Origin of the sequence: Paraburkholderia caledonica NBRC 102488, from assembly GCF_000685095.1 — a bacterium.
GTDB lineage: Bacteria > Pseudomonadota > Gammaproteobacteria > Burkholderiales > Burkholderiaceae > Paraburkholderia > Paraburkholderia caledonica.
Window position 1 is genome coordinate 16133 of record NZ_BAYE01000011.1, and the last position, 18918, is coordinate 35050.

Annotated in this window: 17 protein-coding genes; 9 read left to right on the forward strand and 8 right to left on the reverse strand. The window is 60.8% G+C overall.

What is annotated here, in order from left to right:
• Window positions 1-127: 127 nt before the first annotated feature.
• Together BCA01S_RS21300 and BCA01S_RS21305 are read right to left on the reverse strand one after the other, a co-directional pair.
• Window positions 128-670: a carbonic anhydrase gene (locus tag BCA01S_RS21300; RefSeq protein ID WP_027778655.1), complete on the reverse strand. Its 543-nt coding sequence runs from the start codon at window positions 668-670 to the stop codon at window positions 128-130.
• 116 nt (window positions 671-786) lie between these two features.
• On the reverse strand, window positions 787-1773 hold the full coding sequence (locus tag BCA01S_RS21305) for a nitrilase-related carbon-nitrogen hydrolase (RefSeq protein WP_027778656.1): 987 nt from the start codon (window positions 1771-1773) through the stop codon (window positions 787-789).
• Window positions 1774-1991: 218 nt separating this feature from the next.
• On the opposite strand from BCA01S_RS21305, the gene BCA01S_RS21310 reads away from it, so the two are divergent.
• Both BCA01S_RS21310 and BCA01S_RS21315 read left to right on the forward strand, forming a co-directional pair.
• Window positions 1992-2948: a GlxA family transcriptional regulator gene (locus BCA01S_RS21310; RefSeq protein WP_027778657.1), complete on the forward strand. Its 957-nt coding sequence runs from the start codon at window positions 1992-1994 to the stop codon at window positions 2946-2948.
• A gap of 137 nt (window positions 2949-3085) precedes the next feature.
• Window positions 3086-3556, forward strand: a complete 471-nt coding sequence (locus BCA01S_RS21315) for a ribonuclease (protein WP_027778658.1) — start codon at window positions 3086-3088, stop codon at window positions 3554-3556.
• Between the two features lie 33 nt (window positions 3557-3589).
• Here BCA01S_RS21315 and BCA01S_RS21320 read toward each other — a convergent pair whose 3' ends face one another.
• The 4 genes from BCA01S_RS21320 to BCA01S_RS39545 all read right to left on the reverse strand — a co-directional run bounded on the left by BCA01S_RS21320 (window position 3590) and on the right by BCA01S_RS39545 (window position 9608).
• Complete coding sequence (locus BCA01S_RS21320) at window positions 3590-5167, reverse strand: hypothetical protein (protein WP_027778659.1); 1578 nt, start codon at window positions 5165-5167, stop codon at window positions 3590-3592.
• A gap of 956 nt (window positions 5168-6123) precedes the next feature.
• Window positions 6124-6804, reverse strand: a complete 681-nt coding sequence (locus BCA01S_RS21325) for a VIT1/CCC1 transporter family protein (RefSeq protein WP_027778660.1) — start codon at window positions 6802-6804, stop codon at window positions 6124-6126.
• Window positions 6805-7251: 447 nt separating this feature from the next.
• A complete protein-coding gene (locus tag BCA01S_RS21330) occupies window positions 7252-8808 on the reverse strand; it encodes a phospholipase D family protein (protein WP_027778661.1) in 1557 nt (518 codons plus the stop codon).
• 434 nt (window positions 8809-9242) lie between these two features.
• Window positions 9243-9608, reverse strand: coding sequence for a hypothetical protein (locus BCA01S_RS39545; protein ID WP_027778662.1), 366 nt, complete (start codon window positions 9606-9608; stop codon window positions 9243-9245).
• A 109-nt stretch (window positions 9609-9717) separates the two neighbouring features.
• Between BCA01S_RS39545 and BCA01S_RS21345 the strand changes: the two genes are divergently transcribed.
• Window positions 9718-10362: a DUF1326 domain-containing protein gene (locus tag BCA01S_RS21345; protein ID WP_027778663.1), complete on the forward strand. Its 645-nt coding sequence runs from the start codon at window positions 9718-9720 to the stop codon at window positions 10360-10362.
• Complete coding sequence (locus BCA01S_RS21350) at window positions 10359-11150, forward strand: DUF2182 domain-containing protein (RefSeq protein WP_027778664.1); 792 nt, start codon at window positions 10359-10361, stop codon at window positions 11148-11150. The genes BCA01S_RS21345 and BCA01S_RS21350 overlap by 4 nt, the downstream gene beginning before the upstream one ends.
• Before the next feature lie 98 nt (window positions 11151-11248).
• On the opposite strand, the gene BCA01S_RS21355 is transcribed toward BCA01S_RS21350, so the two are convergent.
• Both BCA01S_RS21355 and BCA01S_RS35065 read right to left on the reverse strand, forming a co-directional pair.
• Window positions 11249-13633, reverse strand: coding sequence for a two-partner secretion domain-containing protein (locus BCA01S_RS21355; RefSeq protein ID WP_027778665.1), 2385 nt, complete (start codon window positions 13631-13633; stop codon window positions 11249-11251).
• Between the two features lie 745 nt (window positions 13634-14378).
• Entirely contained in the window at window positions 14379-14612 is a 234-nt protein-coding gene (locus BCA01S_RS35065) for an IclR family transcriptional regulator domain-containing protein (RefSeq protein ID WP_027778666.1), read from the reverse strand.
• Window positions 14613-15141: 529 nt separating this feature from the next.
• On the opposite strand from BCA01S_RS35065, the gene BCA01S_RS21370 reads away from it, so the two are divergent.
• The 5 genes from BCA01S_RS21370 (at window position 15142) to clcA (ending at window position 18752) form a co-directional block, all read left to right on the forward strand.
• Window positions 15142-15729, forward strand: coding sequence for a lipid-binding SYLF domain-containing protein (locus BCA01S_RS21370; protein WP_027778667.1), 588 nt, complete (start codon window positions 15142-15144; stop codon window positions 15727-15729).
• Window positions 15730-15979: 250 nt separating this feature from the next.
• Window positions 15980-16306 carry an HdeA/HdeB family chaperone gene (locus tag BCA01S_RS21375; protein ID WP_027778668.1) on the forward strand — a complete coding sequence of 109 codons (327 nt, stop codon included), beginning with the start codon at window positions 15980-15982 and terminating at the stop codon, window positions 16304-16306.
• Window positions 16307-16470: 164 nt separating this feature from the next.
• The gene (locus BCA01S_RS21380; protein ID WP_027778669.1) at window positions 16471-16950 is read left to right on the forward strand and encodes a glycine zipper family protein; all 480 of its coding nucleotides are present in this window, start codon (window positions 16471-16473) and stop codon (window positions 16948-16950) included.
• Between the two features lie 75 nt (window positions 16951-17025).
• A complete protein-coding gene (locus BCA01S_RS21385; RefSeq protein ID WP_027778670.1) occupies window positions 17026-17424 on the forward strand; it encodes a hypothetical protein in 399 nt (132 codons plus the stop codon).
• Between the two features lie 17 nt (window positions 17425-17441).
• Window positions 17442-18752, forward strand: a complete 1311-nt coding sequence (clcA, locus tag BCA01S_RS21390) for a H(+)/Cl(-) exchange transporter ClcA (protein WP_027778671.1) — start codon at window positions 17442-17444, stop codon at window positions 18750-18752.
• Window positions 18753-18918 lie beyond the last annotated feature (166 nt).

An 18918-nucleotide genomic window follows, 5' to 3' on the forward strand; every position in this document is an offset into this window, starting at 1 on the left:
AGTCTGGCGCACACGGGCGCCTTAACCGCGGCGACCGTCGAGCGAATGTATAGGCGGCGCTTTAGTGTTGCGTTCCCGGCTGGAAAGCCTGACGGTTAGAGTGCCGGCTCTTTCGTCGAGGCGGCTCTCAGCCCACCGTCTCACGCAGAGGTGCAGGCGGAACCACGACCTTGACGAGGCCTGTCTTGACGTCGTAAACCAGTCCCGACACGATCAGGTTATCGGGAAGGTTGCTGTTCGTGCGCAGTGCGGCGACATCGAGCGACACCGCCTCGTATGGCTCCGTGACAGCGAGCTTATCGAGTGCGTCCGTCTCGACATCGAGATGCTTCGCGAGCAAGGCGGGCGCGTGCTTGTAGCAGCCGATAATTCCGCAATCGGTGTGTTGCAGCAGGACGAGATTGCGCGCACCATCCGGGCGTCCTGCAGCTTTCGCGACGACACTCAGTACTGCAAGCGTTTCGAGCAACGATTTGTTCACCCGGCCACCGACATTGCGAATGACGGCCGCCTCACCCTGCTTCAAACCCAGCACATTGGCGGGATCGACGCGAGGATCGACACAGCCGACCACCACCGTTCCCGTCGACGGCATCATCTTCAGTTCGGGCGCAAACATGGTGTTTGCGAAGTCGGCGTTGCGCTCCAGCATGACATCGTTGAAGTCCATTTTTGCTTACTCCTGCGTTGATGGCTCGAAGTGGCCAGGTCGACTCTCAAGCGTCTCGCGCATCGCACTCGCGCGATGCGCATTCGACGACGGTAGTGCGCAATTGCACATGCGGTTCACGCGATCTCTTCCAGGTCGCTGGCTGGCTCTTCTCCCGCTGCACGCACCGATCGCTCGATGACATGCAGCTTCGGTGTGCGATCGATCACGAGCCCAAGCACGTCGGGGCGGCTGTAATGACCGCGCGAGTCCATCATCCGTTTGCGCTTATCGATCTGCCAGAAATCCAGATCGGCGATGATCTCGCCCTCTCCTTCACGCAGCGGCGCGCCACCCATGTACTCGCCCTCCGGTGAAACGATGGCGGTGAAACAGCCGCTGGAGATCGGGCCGATCTGGGTTGTATTGGTATCGTGCAGAATCTGCTGTTGCTGTTCGGGCGTCAGCCAGGCAGTCGCGTTGACCACAAAGGCTCCCGCCTCCAGCGCGTGCTGGCGGATGTTCACGGAGATCTGCTCCGAGAAAAGATCGCCGGCGAACGAACCCGGATACATGGCCGAATGGATTTCCTCGCCGTCGGCCATCAACGCGTAACGCGCAAGCGGGTTGTAGTGCTCCCAGCACGCCAGCTGACCCACCCGGCCCACAGCAGTATCGACTGCACGCAGGCCTGAGCCGTCACCCATTCCCCATACCATTCGCTCGTGATAGGTCGGCGAGAGCTTGCGACGCCGCTGCACGAGCGTGCCGTCGGCGTCGAACAATAGTTGCGTGTTGTAGATCGTGCCGCGGTCGCGTTCGTTGACCCCAATCGATACGACCATTCCGGCCTGGCGTGCCGCTTCGCCAATTGCGCGAGTCGTATCCGACGGAACGGTCACCGCCTGCTCGAGCAGCTTGTAATGCTCAGCGCCCATTGCAAAAGGCGATTCGATGAACGAGAAGTACGGATAATAGGGAACGACGGTTTCGGGAAACGTTGCGAACTGGACGCCCTGCTTGCCGAGTTCGAGAATTTTTCTGACGACTTTGTCGACAGTGCCTTCCCGGCTATAGAGGACGGGCGCGATCTGGACCGCTGCCGCGCGGATGACTTTCGACATGATGATGTTCCTTTGGCTAGCTGCGATGCGGATAAGAGAAGTGCTTGAACCTTAACGTCGCAAGCCATTACGATCCATGTCGTTGTTGCCACCATTCATGACATTCGTAGCCCGAGCGCAGTAAGCTGACTACCTGAATTCACAAGTCCGCTATCGGGAATTCGACCCAGACGGCGCTCTTTCACACCACGTTCATACTGCGTACGGCGGGATCGGATATGCATCGGATTGGCTTCATAGTGCCGAGAAGATTTCAGATGATGAGCCTTGCGGCTCTAACGGTATTCGAGATCGCGAATTTGCCGCCGAGAGGCCCGTGCTACGAGGTCCATTTGCTGTCCGAACACGGCGGTCCGGTTGTATCTTCGGGTGGTATGACATTGGAAACCGAAGCGTTTGGCGATCCGGCATTCGACACGGTCATCGTGGGCTCTATCACTGAAATGAAAATGCCCGCTGCCGATGCTCCCGTGGTTGCGTTCGTGAAAGAGGCAGCGAGGGCATCCAGACGGATTGCCTCGATCTGCAGTGGCGCATTTGTCCTCGGCGAGGCAGGACTTCTGGATGGCAGACGCGCAACCATGCATTGGGCACACGCGTCCGAATTCAGGGCGCGCTTCCCGAATGTCCGCACGGAAGAAGACCGGATATTTGTCAACGACGGTCCACTCTGGACTTCGGCGGGAATGACGGCGGGGATCGACCTCGCCCTGGCTTTGCTCGACAACGACCTCGGCCCGGATGCCGCAAAAATGGTTGCCAGACTTCTTGTCATGAATCAGCGGCGATTGGGTGGCCAGATGCAGCATTCAGCACTGCTGGACATGACGCCGAAATCCGATCGGATCGAACTGGTCCTCGCGCATATTCGCCGCAACCTGCGCAATCCACTCACAATCGAGGAACTTGCGAATGTCGCAAACCTCAGCCCGCGCCAGTTCAGTCGCGCCTTCGTCACCGAGACCGGTCAGTCGCCCGCCAAAGCTGTCGAACAACTGCGCCTCGAAGCGGCCAGATTCATGATCGAGCAAGGCCGCCACACGATTAACGTGGTGGCGCAGGAAACGGGGTTCGCGGACCGCGAACGTATGCGCCGAGCGTTCGTCCGGACGTATGGTGTACCTGCCGATATCCTGCGTAGGAGCGCCCGGCGCGAACCGGTCACTGACAATTGAAGGCGCTTTATGAAGGGGGCATGGTTGTCGCGTGCCGAATGCCGACTTCCGGCCGAACGTTGATTCGCTCCGCCATTAGCGATACCTTTACATCTATCCTGGTCGTCGAGTGCTGGTCAACGAGGGAGGATCGTTTCGTGAAAAGCGCGTGGGCTTTTTCATGCATCGTAGCCATGAGCGCGATCCTCGGCGGATGCGGCAAGGGGGGTTCGCAAAACGTCACTGAGGCATCGGGCGCATCCGCGAGCCAGTCGCCCGTTCAGCCAGCGCAAGGCGCAAGCGGTACACCCACCGCATCAGGCGCGCAAGTGACGGGCGCACTCGGTACCGTCACCAAGGCACAGTTGCCGGGGGAAGCAGCCGAAACACTGCGGCTGATCACAGCGGGCGGCCCCTTCCCCTTTGCGGACGACGGCGTGTTGTTTCGTAACAGCGCGCTTTTGCTGCCCAAGCATCCGCGCGGTTACTACCACACATACACGGTCCGCACCCCGGGCTCGACGGATCGCGGGCAGCGCCGGATCGTATGTGGTGGACCGCGCAAGCAGACCAGCGACTGCTATTACACCGACGATTACTACGCCAGTTTCAAGCGCATTGCGGGATAACGAGCAGCGCTGATCCGCAAATGTCGCTCCCGCTCACACGTCCGGATTGCCTTTTATAAAGCCGGTGAACGCGCTATACGACGGATTGATGGGCGTCCCGTCGAGCATGATGCCGTACGTATCGTTCCCGCTATCGAGCACGTACAACATGACCGACTGGATGCTGTGAGTCTTTCTCGCGGAATAGAACTCGCTCAACTGGCTCGTGATGTAATTTGCCCGATAGGCCTGCGTCCGCTCCGGACCCGTGTTCCACTCGCTGATGATGAACGGCACGCCATAGCGCGCCTTGCAGTACGTCGGCAGATCGAACCCCGGACTCTGGCCGTCGGCGGGAATGGCGAAGATGTCGCCGTAAACTTCGTAGTTATGCCAGGTGGTGATGTCCCAACGAACCTTGGGGTGACCACTGCTGCTGTCTGGCTGATTGCCTTCCCACAATGCATCGGATGCGCCGATATCGTTCACGCAAAAATTGACGCCGCATTTCGCCGAGGGCTGTACTGACTTCACGCCGTCTATCATGCCGCGCAAGACGCCGCGCAGAAGCGGCCAGTTGGCGTTGTTGAAGTCGGCAGCCTTAGTACCGGCGTTGGTGTCGTCGAGAATGATCGCTCTGTCACGGGTCAGTTCGTTGCCGCATTCGTACATCGTCACGCCGTATGGCATCAGCGCGCGAGCGACCGTCGAGCCGGAACTGAAGCCCGCGTTGTAAGCCGCCGACTCGCTCGCGAAGAGAGTGCCGTCGTTGTAATAGATGCCCTGCTGGATCAAAGCGAACACCTGGAGCCCCGCCGTCTGTAATGTCCGCGCGATGTCGGTCACTGGGCCGAGTTGCGATGAGTCCGCCGTGCAGCCGACACGATAGATTGTGCAGCCCATCGTCTTCAGAATAGTGACGAGTTGCGCGGGCGTGTACAGGTAGTCGTGGTGACCGTTCATGCCGTAGAACGAACCCGCGGCCGGTGCGGTAGTAATGCGTGGGTCCGAGCAAGCCAGCCATTGAGCCTTGACCTCGGCGTTGACATAGAACTGACCGCTGGTATTGCGCAGATAGATTTTGCCGCCATACCACAGCACGAGGGATACGTTGTAGTTCGTGCCCGCCACCACGCCGTTCTTATACGCGACGCCATTCACTAGCGTCCACTTTGCGCCCGTACTGTCGATGATGTAAGGCGCAGACGGCATCGTGGTGCCGTCTGCCGAAGTGCCGCCGGTCAGCCGAGGATCGGCGCACCTGATCCAGCCCGTACCGTTCCATTGATAAAACTCGCCGGATGTATTTTCGGCGTAGACGGCTCCGGTGTAGTACATGGCAAGCGCAACGTTGTAGTTGTTTCCCGCTACGACACCGTTCTTATAAAGCACGCCGCCTGTAATGGTCCAGGCCGCGCCCGCGCCGTCGATGATGGAGCTGGCGGGCGGCATGGCCGTGCCGTTTGCCGAAGGCGAGGCGGTGGTCCTCGCCGTGGCGCGCGCGGCGGAATTGCCGCTCGCAGCGCTCGCGGCCACCTCGCTGTCCTCACCTCCGCCTCCGCCGCAGGCGCTAAGAACACAACTTCCGCCGAGGGCAACGAGCCCTCCAATGAATTGACGCCGCTTAACCATGGTGACTTTCTCAATCGATAAATAGCTTTTTTAATTTCGTTCGGGTTGCTAACGATCAAGAACATCGTTTCCCAAACCCCACTGCGGATTTGGCCTGCTTCATTCAATGCACACGACCTGGCGATGCTGACATCGGCCCCCGTTGCGCTACGCAGTCGGCGCAGACCTCACTTGGGGAAAATCAGCAATTATTTCCGGTCGCTGCGTTTCGGGCCGCAATTCCTACTTGCTATATCGGCCTGAGGCGCGAGAACTGCTGCGTTTGCGGCGAATAGTATGAATTTTGCGGTAATGGAGGCGAGACACGAAGAATCGCCTTTCTTCCGAGGAAAGACGGGAGAGCGTTGTCGGTCCGGTGTGGTCCGGGCTAGTCCGGATTGGCCGTCGTGTCGAACGGCCGTGCTGGCCGATTATTGGCAATCAGCGTGCAATCGGCGAGAGGGTTGCGCGAGTGCCAGCACAGGGCCGGCTGGCGATCTCAGACAGCGTATGGCAGCGCCGACTGGAAGACGCCCCATAGATGCACGACGCCGTGCGCAACCGCAATTGCGGCCAGCAAAGCCCCACTTGCGCCCCGCCAGTTCGCCCATCACGTTGGCGCCGGTTTCGGCGTCCCAGACCGTAGCGTCCGACGCCGGTTCATCTGGCACGCTTGCCAGCGACTGCACGAGATTTGCATGACTAACTATATCGACCACCCGTTCGGCGGTGACCTGGTTGTTCGTGTCGGTCAGAGCGGTGTCGATCAAGCCGTAAAGCGTAACAGTGCTTTGGGCATGCACTACGCCAGCCAGTGTGATCGTCGGCGAGGCACCATGCGGATCGTGGGCAGTACAAGGCGCGATAGCTATATGGCGCTGACCTCTCACAACCATGTGGAGTCGCCCAGCACGAGTGCCGGCTCCCGCGCAGATACGGAATGCGAGCCAGCCGGCCTCAGAACGGCTCGGGGTCGTTTAGCCGCCGAGCTTGATGATTGCTATCGTCAGCACAATACCAACGGCGATCATTGCAATACCTGCCTTCATTGGCCCTGCACCGGTATAGCGCCCCAGCGCAAAGCCGGCGATGAAAAGCATCCCCAGAGTGAGCACGCGCGAGGCGATGAGTGCCGTTGTGACGTCCCGCACGACGAGAAACGGCACCGCGACCGGAAACGTCCCCAGGACCACAAGCAGAAAGATGCCTAACGCGCCGACGAAGTCACCACTCACAAAATTTGCCCTGGGTGGCAGCGTCGATGCGGTCGCGAGGCGCGCGCGGATCGGCTCGAGGTCGGCATCTTCGACGAGCCGCCCCAACTTCTCGGGCAATGCATCCCGCAGCAACCGCACGGCTACCGCCGGGTCCTGCTCCCGCTGTAGGGTCTGCGCAAGTTTCAGGCGCTGCCCTCGGTCGGCGAGCGTGCGTACGAGATACATCACGGCGTCGGCGAGGCCCCACGCGAGATTGCATCCGAGCGCGGCAAAGAACATCCTGTACCCCTCATCTTCGCGTGCAGTCACTGCCTTGACGGCGCCGACGAACGTCAGGGCCATGAACAGGCCAAAACATATTTCGCAGACACGATCAACGGTATTAAGAATCGGTTCACGCCGTTCGGGTTCGGCATGTCCGGCCGGCACGATAGTGCTCATATGGCCTCGACTGGAGATAGTCAACGAGACGTTTCGCTAGATGCCAGCATGGGGTGCTGGTATGAGCAGTATATGAAAGGGACGGCAATTCGGAACTTATTTCGACGGGCCGGGGATGGCTAAAGTGGCGCGAAAACCCGACGCCAGCGGGACGCGGCTGTGGAGCAGCGGTGACGTGATCGCTGATGTCAGCGCGTGACTGTGGCGCTTTGGTCAATTGATGTACATGCACGGTAATTGACGCATCGCCATTCCAGCATGGATGCCTTTCGGGGCTCCGGTGCAGGCAACGGCGGCTGGATCGCGGAAGCCGCCATCGCGTTGGGGAACGACACGAGGCGGTGAAAGACATCATCGCTAATGCTGCCCGGTCTTCAACACGTCGATAACAACCGCTGTGTCGAGCAACCGTCCGCCGCTCGTGTCGATGAGCGTGCCTCCATCAGCTCAAAGCTGCGATTCAATGGGCAGCAGACCCATGAACCAGACACCGGTGCGGCGCAGGACGGTGGTCTCCGGCTCTGTGTCCAGTTCCCGCACTGTCCCGTCCGCCGCGGTATCGATCCAGACGATTTTGCGACTGCCGTTTGCGTCGGTGCGCAGTCCGAGCTGCCACGCGATCTGATTCAGCCGCGGTTCGACGTAGCCGATCACCTGGTTTGCGATCGCTGCGCTGTCGCACAGCACGCCTATTTCAGTGTTGAGATTGACCGAGCGCGGGTCGAGATTCATCGAGCCGACAAACACTCGTTCACGGTCGAACACGAACGTCTTCGCATGCAGCGATGCTTTCGACGAACCGAAGAACTGCTTCTTGTTCGCCGCGTCTGCGCCTGCTGCAATGGGCTTGAATTCATAGAGCTGCACGCCCTCGGCGAGCAGGTCTTCGCGGTAGCGCCGATATCCCGCATGAACGGCGGCGACGTCGGTCGCCGCCAGCGAGTTGGTCAGCACCGTCACGCGCACGCCATTTTCAGTCAAGCCGCGCAGCCAGGCCACGCCATTTTTTCCAGGTACGAAGTAAGGGGAGATGATTAGCAGTTCGCGACTCGGATGAAGGTCCTGCGCCCTGAGAGCGGTCAGCAAGCGGCCTTGCGACTCTTCAGGGGCGCGCGTGACCTTGGACGGGTCATCGTAGAGCAGCGTGGCTTTGCCCCAGCTATATTCGGCGGCGCCCGTTTCGATCACTTGAGCCAGCCGCTGTCTCGCGTGCATGACATAGGGCGAGGCCTGTTCCGAAGCGACGTAGCGGTCCAGCTCGTCGCGATACGCCGCGAGTTTTTCTGGGTCTGCGGGGATGCCCATCAGCCGGTCGATCGGATAGGCCGCATCGGAATTCCAGAACGTGTCGAAGGAGTTCGAGACGTCCTGGACGATCGGCCCGTGCATCAATACGTCGAGATCCCCGAATGACACGACACTCGACGCACCGAAATATTCGTCGCCGACATTTCGCCCGCCCAGAATCGTGGCCCGGTTATCGGCTATCAGTGCCTTGTTGTGCATGCGGCGATTCACGCGCGAGAAGTCGAGTGCAGCCGAGATCGTCTTGAACCGACGGCTCGCCACCGGATTGAAGAGCCGAATAGAAATGCTGGGATGGGCGCTCAATGCGAGCAACGCCTTGTCGTCGGCGTTCGTGCCCAGATCGTCGAGCAATACCCGCACCCTGACGCCGCGGTCCGCCGCCTTGAGCACGGCCGACGCAAGAGCGCGCCCCGTGAGGTCGCTGTGCCAGATGTAGTACTCGAGGTCGAGTGTTTTCTGAGCCTTTTCGGTAAGGATCACCCGCGCGAGGAGCGCGTCGACGGAATCGGGCAGCAGGTGGAACGCGCTCTCGCCAGGATGACCGTGCTCGGCGGCCGCGAAGTGCTCGGCAAGCGGCGTCGCTTCTGTATCTTGCGCGGCATAGGTCGGCGTGCGTCCGTTCTGTGGGGGCAGGCTGGCGCACGCGGCCAGAATGACAATCAGAACGGCTGCGGCAAGATTTCGAAGTCTGGCCATATTCGAGCTCTCTTCGCATGCTGGACCCGCCTGCCGGCGCCTGTGCCGGCTTTGCACAGCAATCGGCAAGCGCGGCTACGAGCCACGAGGACGGAAAGCAATCATCGCAGAATCGACTGCCTTCCGCCATGTCCGCGCGTGCATGGTGTACACGAAGTGGGCACGGCACCCCTCACAGTAGCGTTCGCCATTCGGAAATTCTCGAAACAGCATCCGCGTCATGAAAGCGTTGGTCCCCGCGAGCGCTGACACGCTCACTTCGTACTTGACCGCATTTCGTTACTCACCCATCCGTCGTCTTGTGGAACCGCTCGGACTTCGCGCCATGGCGCAGGCCGGTCGTCGTCCGCCAGAGGCTTCGCGTGAGCATAGCCAACGAGCGGCCATACTTCATCGCGCTCCCAGCGCAACGCGCCGCGCCGCGGGCCTTCGTCTTACGCATTAGACGAGCGCGGCGAACTGCGGTGCGTGGTTCGTGCGGAACACCGCAACGGCGTCGCGCAGAGACCGCGCCTGCTCCGACGTTGCCTGCGCCGCCGACGCCTGTTCGACCAGTGCAGCGTTCTCTTTACCTGATGCACCGACTGCACGATGTCGTCCCAGTCGAATGCAATTTGCCCCTTCTTGGCCAGGTCATCGGATGCGCCGGAATCCTGTGGCGTGAATACCCCGACCACACCGATGCCGCCGGTGAACTTCACCGATTGGACGAAATTGTTCATGGTCGGATTCGGAACCTCCTTTCCGGCGGGATCATGGCATTGATAGCCGACGCACTCGCAGCCGACATCGGCACCCAAGCCATGGGTGAGCTCCTTGATCCGCTCGACTGGGCTTTAACTTTCCTTTTCCCCTGCATACACTAGATTCGAGCCACGTGGCTCGTCGCGGGGCGCGAGGAGGACAACCATGACTCCCTGGGAAATTCAAGGCACCGAACTCGTCAATTGCAATTGCTCATACGGCTGCCCCTGCCAATTCAACGCCCTGCCGAACAACGGCTTCTGCGAAGCAATGGGCGCCATTTCGATCAGCAACGGTTATTACGGCGACGTGCGGCTAGACGGCGTCAAGCTTGCGGTCGTGTTTCAGTGGCCCGGGCCGATCCACGAAGGTAAGGGCAAGTGCCAGCCGATCGTCGACGAACGAGCTAGCCCCGCGCAACGAGAAGCCATTCTGAAAATAATGACTGGGCAGGACACCGAGCCGTTCGCGACAATGTTCTCCGTTTTCGCATCGACGCTCGAGCACGCATTCGACCCGATCTTTACGAAAATCGACTTCGATGTCGATGTCGACGCCAGGCATGGCCGGATTCATGTTGAGGGCGTATTCGACGTCGTCGGCGAACCGATTCGCAATCCAGTAACGGGCGACGAGCACCGCGTCCGGATCGACCTGCCTCACGGGTTCGAATACGAACTTGCCGAGATTGGCTCCGGCACAAGCCGCTCGCAGGGAAACATCGCACTGGATCTGAAGGGGACTTATGCGCAGTTCGCGCAACTGCACCTGAATAACAAAGGACCGATCCGGCATCGCGCTGCGGCATGAGCAGCTTCGAAATTGCCGTGGGGCGCGAGCGCGTGATCACCGCGCTCGGCATCATCGCCGTCGTCGCGTTTTCGTGGGCCTACGTGTGGACAGGCGCGGGAATCGGCATGTCCGCGCTCGAGATGACAGCCGTCGCGCTGTTCCCTCATCGACTGGCAGACGACGGCGGCGGAATGGACCCATCGCTGCCGACCGTGGTCCTGATGTGGTGGGTGATGATGATCGCAATGATGACGCCCGGCGCGGCGCCGCTGATCCTGTTATATCGACGCGTATTGCGGCACCACGCGTCCACCGAGGCCAGGTCGGCCGTCCCGTCGATGTTTCTGCTGGCTGGTTACCTGACCGCATGGCTGGCATTCTCAATCTGCGCGGCATCGCTCCAGAAGCTGTTGCAACCGACCGGCCTCATTTCGGAAATGATGCTGTCGTCGAGGAGCGCTCCGCTTTCCGCGATTGTTCTGGCATCGGCGGGCCTCTACCAGTTCTCGCCGCTTAAGCGCGCCTGCCTCGCGCAGTGCCGTTCGCCAGTCAATTTCCTCACTGCATACTGGCGCCCTGGCGTCGCAGGCAGCTTCCTGCTCGGGATGCGTCATGGCATTTACTGCGTGGGCTGCTGTTGGCTGCTAATGGCATTGCTGTTCGTCGGCGGCATCATGAATCTCATCTGGATCGCCGCGCTGGCGCTAATCGTTTTCGTGGAGAAAATCCTGCCCGGCGGAGAGCGGGTCGGCCGCGTGCTGGGCGTCGTGCTGATTGTCTGGGCAGGCGTCACTCTACTGGTGTAAGCGGCTTTTCGCTTCACACCACATCGTGTGAATGACCGGACAACTCCGTCCGTCAGCAAGTCACCTAGGCCTCGCTCGCGTTGAGAGGCCGAAGCTCATCATGGTTGCGCGAGCCGGTTCAGCGACGGCCCGAAATAGCCTGACACCCAAGTGCCGTTCGCACCGAAGTCCCATGTTGGCCCGAAGCTCGCAGGATCGCGCAATTCAAGATCGGTGAGGCCGCTCGAACTGGCCACGGCCGTGCCCGAACCGACGCCGGCTTGCGCGCCCGACGACTCACTGTTCCAGAAGACGTCGTTGGCGATGCTGCCGCTATTGTTGCCTGCGATGCCGCCCGCCGTCGCGTTGCCGTCCGGCGTGAGCTTCGCATACGCGTACGACTGCTCAATGCGGCCAGTATTGTTGCCAACCAGTCCGCCGACCGTCGTGCCGCCGCTCATCTGGAACGCGAAGGCGTAAGAACGCACGATGTCGCCATTGTTCGTGCCGACCAGGCCGCCAAAAGTGCTTGGCGCGCCGGCTGTCATCGAGTTGAGCGAATACGAACGATCGATGTGCCCGTCGTTGCGCCCGACCAGCCCGCCCAGTTCACCCGTGCCGGTGATGTTCACACCCGCCCACGACCGCTCGATGTTGCCGAAATTCTCGCCGACCAGCCCGCCGATCACCGAGTTTGCGTTGCCCGTGGACGTGATGATCCCTGTCGCGCCGACATTGATCAGCGTCCCGTAATTGACTGCAGCGAGCAAACCTACAGGGCCCGACGAAGACGTCCCCGTGCCGTCTGCCAGCGTGAAATTGCGCACCACCCCATCTTTGCCGATCACGTTGAACATTCCGGCATTAGCGGCGAGATGAAGATCTGCCGGCAGATGGCCCATGCCGTCGAACTGGCCGGTGAACGGATGGTCTGCGGAGCCGATGCCCCCGAACTCGCCCGCATCGACGAATTCAATTCCGCGCGGAGCCAGCGCATAGTTGCCCGCGAGATTGTTGTTCACCGCGCGCAGGTCGTCCAGCGACGCGATCAGCTGATAAGCCGTGAATTGCGTGAGCAGCCCACTGAACGGCGCGGCCCGCCATGACGGATTCGTCACGACCGTGCCGCGTGTGAAAGTGCCGTTGATGTCGTAGAGCGCCGTGATGATGCCGGTGCTTCGCGACCAGTCGAGCGTCCCGTGATTGGTCACGCTCCCGCCGTTGTCGAATCCATAGCTGTCGGCAGAAAGCGTCAGCGGGCCCGCGCCGATGTTCGCGATGGTCACGCGCGGCGCGATGGTCAGAGAGTGCGCGGCATTGAGATTAAGCGACGCGTCACCGCGCCAGCGCAGACTCGCTTCCACGTCGATGTTGCCTTTGCCGTTCGCGCCCAGCTTGCCGTCGGCGCCGTTCGCCAGCACGTTGACCGACGCGCCGCGGCTCAGGCTGGCGCCGAGCGTGTCGGCGGTGCGCGCATCGACGGTGAAATCTCCGGTCGTGATGTTCCACTGCCTGGCCTGGACGTCTGCGCCGCCCACCTTGACGCTGCCTCCGGACATTTCGACTACGCCGCGGCTGCCGTCCGCGTTGCGAGCGCTGATCTGAGCGCCGCGGGCATCGATGTTGCCGGTATTGACGCGGTAGTTTGTCGTGGTGTCCGCGACGAGCCACACGTGTCCGTCGCGCGTGGCCGTGCCGGTCGCGCGCAGCGCGCCCGAGTGACCGGCAAGCGCGAAAATGTTGCCGTCCGCCGCCTGGAGGTTGATGGTCGCCGCTTCAACGCTGCCCGTGTTTCTGATCGTGCCGCCACTTCCCACATCGACGGAAAGCTGCTGATACGCACTGTCGAACAAGCGCACCTGACGCCCCACGGCAGATTCCGCGTTGCCGTTGGGCGCATCTATCTTTCCTGCATTGACGACCTTGCTCGCCGATATAAGCAGGACGTCGCCGCCGGACGACGAGATCCTGCCGAGGTTGACGACATTCGCCGTGGAATTCCCGGTGTAGGCCGTTCCGCCGATTGGGCGCGGATTGAGGAAGCTGTCGTCGGAAACGTCGAGCGTCGATGCAAGGAAGCGGCCACCCGTCGAAATCACGCCGGATCGACCGATCAGCACGCCATTTGGGTTGATGAGATACACACTGCCCGTCGCGTTAAGCGCGCCGTAAATCGCGGAGACATCGCCGCCGGTCACGCGGTTGAGCGTCGCGCCCGTGCCGTTGTTGATGGATACGGTGTTCCCCACACCGATCGAAAAGCTGTCCCAATTGATGATGCCGCGCCCGCCTGCTTGCGTGATGTTCAGGTTCCGGCCGTTCTGCGCGATGCTGCCCGTGCTGCCGACGAAACTGCCGCCCTGCGGTAGAGGTCCTGCCGCGACACTCGCGTGACCGGAGAGAAGCGCCGCAGCGGCAAGCCCTAGCCCGGCCCACCGGTTGGCTAACGTCCGCCGGCGGTCATGGAGTGCGCGTGTGCCACGCGCTAGCGCTGCGACGGTCATAGAACCCCCTTTTTTCCGGCGTCAAGACTTCGTCAACCTGAGCGAGTGCGCTTGACTTCAGGCCAGCGGCGCACGTTCATTGATCTGAAGGTTAGCAGGGGGAACAGCAGTAGTCCGTCAAAAGTTAGCAGATTGCGCTCTGTCGCGCGGGGGCTCGCTGCAATCGTGCGTCGATCGACAACACGGCACGCTTATTTGATGACCTTGCGCCAGAACACCAGGTACGCGGCCGTGCCGGATGCGACAAGAAGGATTCCCCACATGGGGATCATGCTGATGAGAACAGAGGTGGCAGACATTTGATACTCCCGGTTGGCGCGATTACGTTTACAACACCACTGCTTCGTTCTTGCGTGCACGACGCGATCAGCAGATGTTGTGTTCAACGACGTATTGATGCTAACGCTCCGTCCGGTCGTTTCCCTGCGGTCCCCTGTCGCACCGGTTTGCGCCCGATCAACGAATGTCACGTTGTCGTTCGCGGTGTACCGGTGCATCCGTTGTTACTGTTTTCCGTCGCCGCTCTTGAGCACCTTGTCGGAAAACGGCGCGCACCTAGCGGCAAGGTAACAACCGTCTGCCACGCGCTTCGTCTCAAGCGCGAGCGAGCGTGTCACACACTATGCCGTCAACAATTTGGAAAGACATTTACCGCGCGCGTAGAGAAGGCATAAAGAACGCGGCTAAACAAAAGAAACCATACGAGCATCACGCGCAGGCTCCGGCGATGAAACTTCCGGCCGCTTCACAACGACGCCGGCAATGCCTTAACCGCCGCTTTCAGGATCTTCGCCAAGGCGACCGGATTGCCAATGCGAGCCGCTGGGCCAGCAACGGATAACGCGCCGCGAACCTGCCCTCCACTCATCACCGGCACCGCGACGCAAGTCAAACCGGCGATCAGTTCTTCCGCATCCAACGCGTATCCCTGCTTGCGAATACGCGCGAGTTCCGGACGGAGGACATAGGGGACGCTCATCGGTACGCAATCCGATACATCGCCGGTCCGCGCGCTGGTGGTTCGCCAGAGGAATCGCACGATCCCGGTTGTAAGTGTTGTCACCGGCGGCACGGTCGGCTACGCACGAGGCTTCACAACCGAGCAGATGGCAACGCCGGCCAGTTTCGCAGGCTGTGACTTCGCACCAAACGAAGTATGGGTCATGCCTGCCGGCGCGACACACCCGATCCTTCGCTGTGAGCAAGCACACTAAGCGCGCAAGCGCGTCTCGCTGACTAGGCCGTCAGCGCCAACACCGCATAACGCCGGGGCGCCGCACCTGCGAGACAGTGGCCGACTCAGTCAACGTACTGCCTCGAAAGACGTTACGCACCGCCCACAATTTCGCTGGAATCCATACTGGAGAGCGACCGTGCATCGGCCACGTATAGGACCAAAGGCTGATTGCCCTTCATTGGCCCGACTATATAGTGACTTGCACCTGTTCGGGTCGCAGGCCAGATTGCGACTCGCTCGCCCGTTTCAGTCGGCAAAGGGAGTTCGCATCATGCTCAAGTGGGTTCGCTATACCGTAGTTGTTCCACTCCTAAGCGTCGCCGCGGCCTGTTCGACTGGTGGGAATTCCATGTCCGCCCCCCCGCCGACGATGGCCTCACCGGTAGCGGATGACGCTGTTCTCAAGCGGGACAGTTTCGCGGCGCTGCAAGCTTTGTACGCGAAGGAACCCAAGTCAAAAGAGATTGGCGATAAATCCAAGGCGATACTCATCTTTCCGAACCTGGTCAAGGCCGGCTTTCTTGCCGGCGTGGAAGGGGGGGACGGCGTGCTGATCGAGAACGGGAGAGTCACCGGTGTTTATAACATCACGGCCGTGTCGTATGGCATGCAAGCCGGTGTCGAGAAGTTTGCACAAGCCATGTTTCTGACGAACGATGCTGCTGTGAATTACCTTCGCAGCAGCGACGGGTGGTCTCTCGGCGTGGGTCCAACCGTCGTCCTAGTGGATGCCGGCGCCGCGAGGTCGTTGACGACAACCACACTCCAGTCCGACGTTTATGCGTTCCTTTTCGGACAGGAGGGATTGATGGCCGGGCTCGGGCTCCAAGGCCAGAAGATCACACGGCTCGGGAGCTAGCAGTCGCGCGCCAAGGGGCCACAGGGCGATTCGCTCGCCGCCGCGAAAAGCGACGATTCTCGCGGCCATCTCGACGCTCTCCCTCCCGCGCGAACCGGCCACTTACTCGCCTGCGTGAACTTTTCAGGCCGATCGCCGACCCGCGTAGTCCTGCAGTCCGGCGAGTGACGCGATGAGGCCGGGCGGTCATACGCAGGCCAATTCACCTCAGTCGGCAAACCTGTCGAACCACGTTCCATAGGAGAGCATCATGAAGCACACCGCTGTCGCTGCGCTTGTCTTGGGAATCGGCTTTACGCTACCCGCTCTCGCGCAAACGGGCACGAAAATGAGTCCCTCGAAGATGACATGCGAGAACTTTGTCGCTGTGGACGCGGTATACCAGCCGGCCCTCGTCTACTGGGTGGCGGGTGTCGACCATCTCGGAATAAGCGAAACCGACACGATGGTGGTCGACACCGCAACGCCTGTCGCCCTCGTCGTCAGCGAGTGCAAGAAGACACCGAAGACCTCATTCAAGGCCAAGGTCCGGGAGCTCTATAAGGGCGGCCAGATCGCCCTCTTCGACCATCATTGAGAGCGGTCACTGGCCGCTGCATGGAGACATGGGTTGATCGGGTCGAACCGCGCCATCGGGTACCGAGGAGGGTGGCATTCGGGGCCGCGCGCCGACGCGCGAGGCATGAGCACCGGTCATTCAGGCGGGCATCCGGTCGCTAAAGACTTATGGGACTTTGAGCCATGCAACGAATCGTTCGATCCTGGGTCAGCCTGGCGATGCTCTCGCTCGCCTTTGCAGTACAGGCGCAACAGCCCATCATCTATCCCGCTCGCGGCCAGAGCTGGGGCCAGCAGCAAACCGATACGGCGGAATGCCACTCGTGGGCGCAACAGACCACCGGGGTCAATCCTGTCGCGCTCGCTGAGCAGATGGCGAACAGTCCGCCCCCACCGCAACAGCAAGGCCGAATGATGCGCGGTGCCGGAGGCGGCGCGCTGTTCGGCACACTGATTGGCGGAGCGGCCGGCGGCCATTGGGGAGAGGGCGCAGGAATCGGCGCGCTCGTGGGCACGATGGGGAGCGGCATGCGAATGCGGCGCGAACAGCAACAAGCGGCCTCGCAACAGCAAGGTATGAAACAGCAGGCATCAGGTCAGCTTGCTATATACAACCGCGCAGTAGCGGCATGCATGACCGGACGTGGCTACACGGTCGAGTAGCCGCACCGCCGTCACTCACCCAATCCGGGGTCCGCGCTTTCGCTCCCTGGTTCACGCCAGACTGAAGGAGCAATCATGTTGAAGATCGTGTCGGCAACCACCCTGGCGATCTTTCTTTGCGCCACGTCTTCCAGTGTGCTCAGCGCCGACTTCGACGGCAGCAAGCCGTTGTTGTGCGCGACCATCGATGCGCACTTTTGTGATGTGGGCGACGTTTGCTATCGGACGCTACCGGTGATTCTCGGCGCACCGCAGTTCATCCGCATCAATTTCGCGAAGAAGGCGATTGTCGGGCCCCAACATTCCACGGAGATCCAGCATATTGAACCGAGCGATGGGCAATTACTGCTTCAAGGGACGGAATTGGGGTACGCCTGGAGCGTTGCGCTCGATACAAAAACGGGCGCAATGTCCACAACGCTCGTTAATCGCGAGGACGTGTTCGTACTCTTCGGTGCCTGCACGCCGTCGTAGCTCGACACGTGCCTATCTTGAAGACCGCCGCTGTCGAAGAGAACCACAAAGGGCTAGTCGAATTAGGCCTTCTGTCACTCGTTGTGGGAGCGGTATCAGGCTTGATTGGGGTGATGTTTCGTCGCTCGCTGGAACAGGCAGACAGATTCCGCACCTTGTTCCTTGCGTGGGCACACGCGCAGAGCTTTACTGGCTTTTGCATTGTGGTCGTAGCCACTGCGGCTTCGACCGCCCTCGCGGTTTGGCTCGCCCGTCGGTTCGCACCGCACGCAAGCGGCAGCGGGATTCCGCACGTTGAAGCCGTCCTGCGCGCAGAGCAACCACCCGCATCGTTAATCCTCATTCCGGTGAAGTTTGTCGGCGGTGTGCTGGCGATCGGTTGTGGTCTCGCCCTTGGCCGTGAAGGACCCACTGTTCAAATGAGCGCCTCCGTCGCTCATGCTATCGGGTCGCTTTTTCGCCGGAACGCCGACGATTGCCGGGCCTTATTGGCGGCAGGCGCGGGGGCAGGATTGGCCGCTGCGTTCAATGCACCTATCGCCGGCGCGGTATTCGTACTGGAAGAGTTGACCCGAAGGTTCGAGACGCGTACAGCAATCGCAGCGCTCGGCGCTTGCGCGGGAGCGATTGGGGTGGCGCGCATCATCCATGGCGATTTGCCCGACTTCCATGTGAAAGCGCAGTCTTTTTCGGCCTTCGGAACGGCGGCCGCCTATCTGACGCTCGGAGCGCTCGTCGGACTGCTTGGGGTCGCCTACAACCAGGCAATACTGAGCGCTATTGTCGTCTCGGACCGATTGTCGAGTGGGGCCGTCAAAGCATGGCCGATACTGGTGGGTGCCGGGGTTGGCTTGCTGGCATGGACAGCGCCGGATCTGGCGGGCGGCGGTGACGCCCTGACGCAACGTGCGCTCGAAGGAACAGGCTCGCTCAGCACCATTGCGCTCGTTTTTGCGGTCCGTTTTGGCTTTGGCGCTGTGTCGTATTCGACCGGCGCACCGGGCGGCCTGTTTGCACCGATGCTCGTTCTCGGTGCGCAAGCAGGTCTCGCTTTCGGCAAGATTTGCGTCCACTGGCTTCCTGGCGTAGCCGCCGATCCCATTGCATTCGCGGTAGTCGCCATGGCTGCTTTGTTTACGGCCATCGTGCGCGCACCAATAACCGGCATCGTCCTCGTAACAGAGATGACTGGAAGTTTCACCCTGCTCTTGCCAATGCTCACAGCGTGCTTCGCCGCAATGATTGTTCCCACTGTTCTGCACTGTCCGCCGATCTATGATTCGTTGCGCGATCGCACGCCACGAAGGGAAAACCCCCCGGCGCATTGAAAGGGGGCGATCGCGCATTCGCTGATTGGCCCCTTGTGGTTTCAGGGTTTTGACCTAAGGAAACGGGATAGGTCGGCTTGAGCACAAAAGTTTATTCGACCTAGGTCCAATATCGGTTTGCCGCTGGTCGCGTGTCTATTTTGTGTCCAAATACGCTTTGACCGTG

Coding starts and splice junctions, on each gene's coding strand:
- BCA01S_RS21300 (WP_027778655.1), bottom strand. CDS start 670: ATGGACTTCAACGATGTCATGCTGGAGCGCAACGCCGACTTCGCAAAC.
- BCA01S_RS21305 (WP_027778656.1), bottom strand. CDS start 1,773: ATGTCGAAAGTCATCCGCGCGGCAGCGGTCCAGATCGCGCCCGTCCTC.
- BCA01S_RS21310 (WP_027778657.1), top strand. CDS start 1,992: ATGCATCGGATTGGCTTCATAGTGCCGAGAAGATTTCAGATGATGAGC.
- BCA01S_RS21320 (WP_027778659.1), bottom strand. CDS start 5,167: ATGGTTAAGCGGCGTCAATTCATTGGAGGGCTCGTTGCCCTCGGCGGA.
- BCA01S_RS21325 (WP_027778660.1), bottom strand. CDS start 6,804: ATGAGCACTATCGTGCCGGCCGGACATGCCGAACCCGAACGGCGTGAA.
- BCA01S_RS21330 (WP_027778661.1), bottom strand. CDS start 8,808: ATGGCCAGACTTCGAAATCTTGCCGCAGCCGTTCTGATTGTCATTCTG.
- BCA01S_RS21345 (WP_027778663.1), top strand. CDS start 9,718: ATGACTCCCTGGGAAATTCAAGGCACCGAACTCGTCAATTGCAATTGC.
- BCA01S_RS21350 (WP_027778664.1), top strand. CDS start 10,359: ATGAGCAGCTTCGAAATTGCCGTGGGGCGCGAGCGCGTGATCACCGCG.
- BCA01S_RS21355 (WP_027778665.1), bottom strand. CDS start 13,633: ATGACCGTCGCAGCGCTAGCGCGTGGCACACGCGCACTCCATGACCGC.
- BCA01S_RS35065 (WP_027778666.1), bottom strand. CDS start 14,612: ATGAGCGTCCCCTATGTCCTCCGTCCGGAACTCGCGCGTATTCGCAAG.
- BCA01S_RS21370 (WP_027778667.1), top strand. CDS start 15,142: ATGCTCAAGTGGGTTCGCTATACCGTAGTTGTTCCACTCCTAAGCGTC.
- BCA01S_RS21375 (WP_027778668.1), top strand. CDS start 15,980: ATGAAGCACACCGCTGTCGCTGCGCTTGTCTTGGGAATCGGCTTTACG.
- BCA01S_RS21380 (WP_027778669.1), top strand. CDS start 16,471: ATGCAACGAATCGTTCGATCCTGGGTCAGCCTGGCGATGCTCTCGCTC.
- BCA01S_RS21385 (WP_027778670.1), top strand. CDS start 17,026: ATGTTGAAGATCGTGTCGGCAACCACCCTGGCGATCTTTCTTTGCGCC.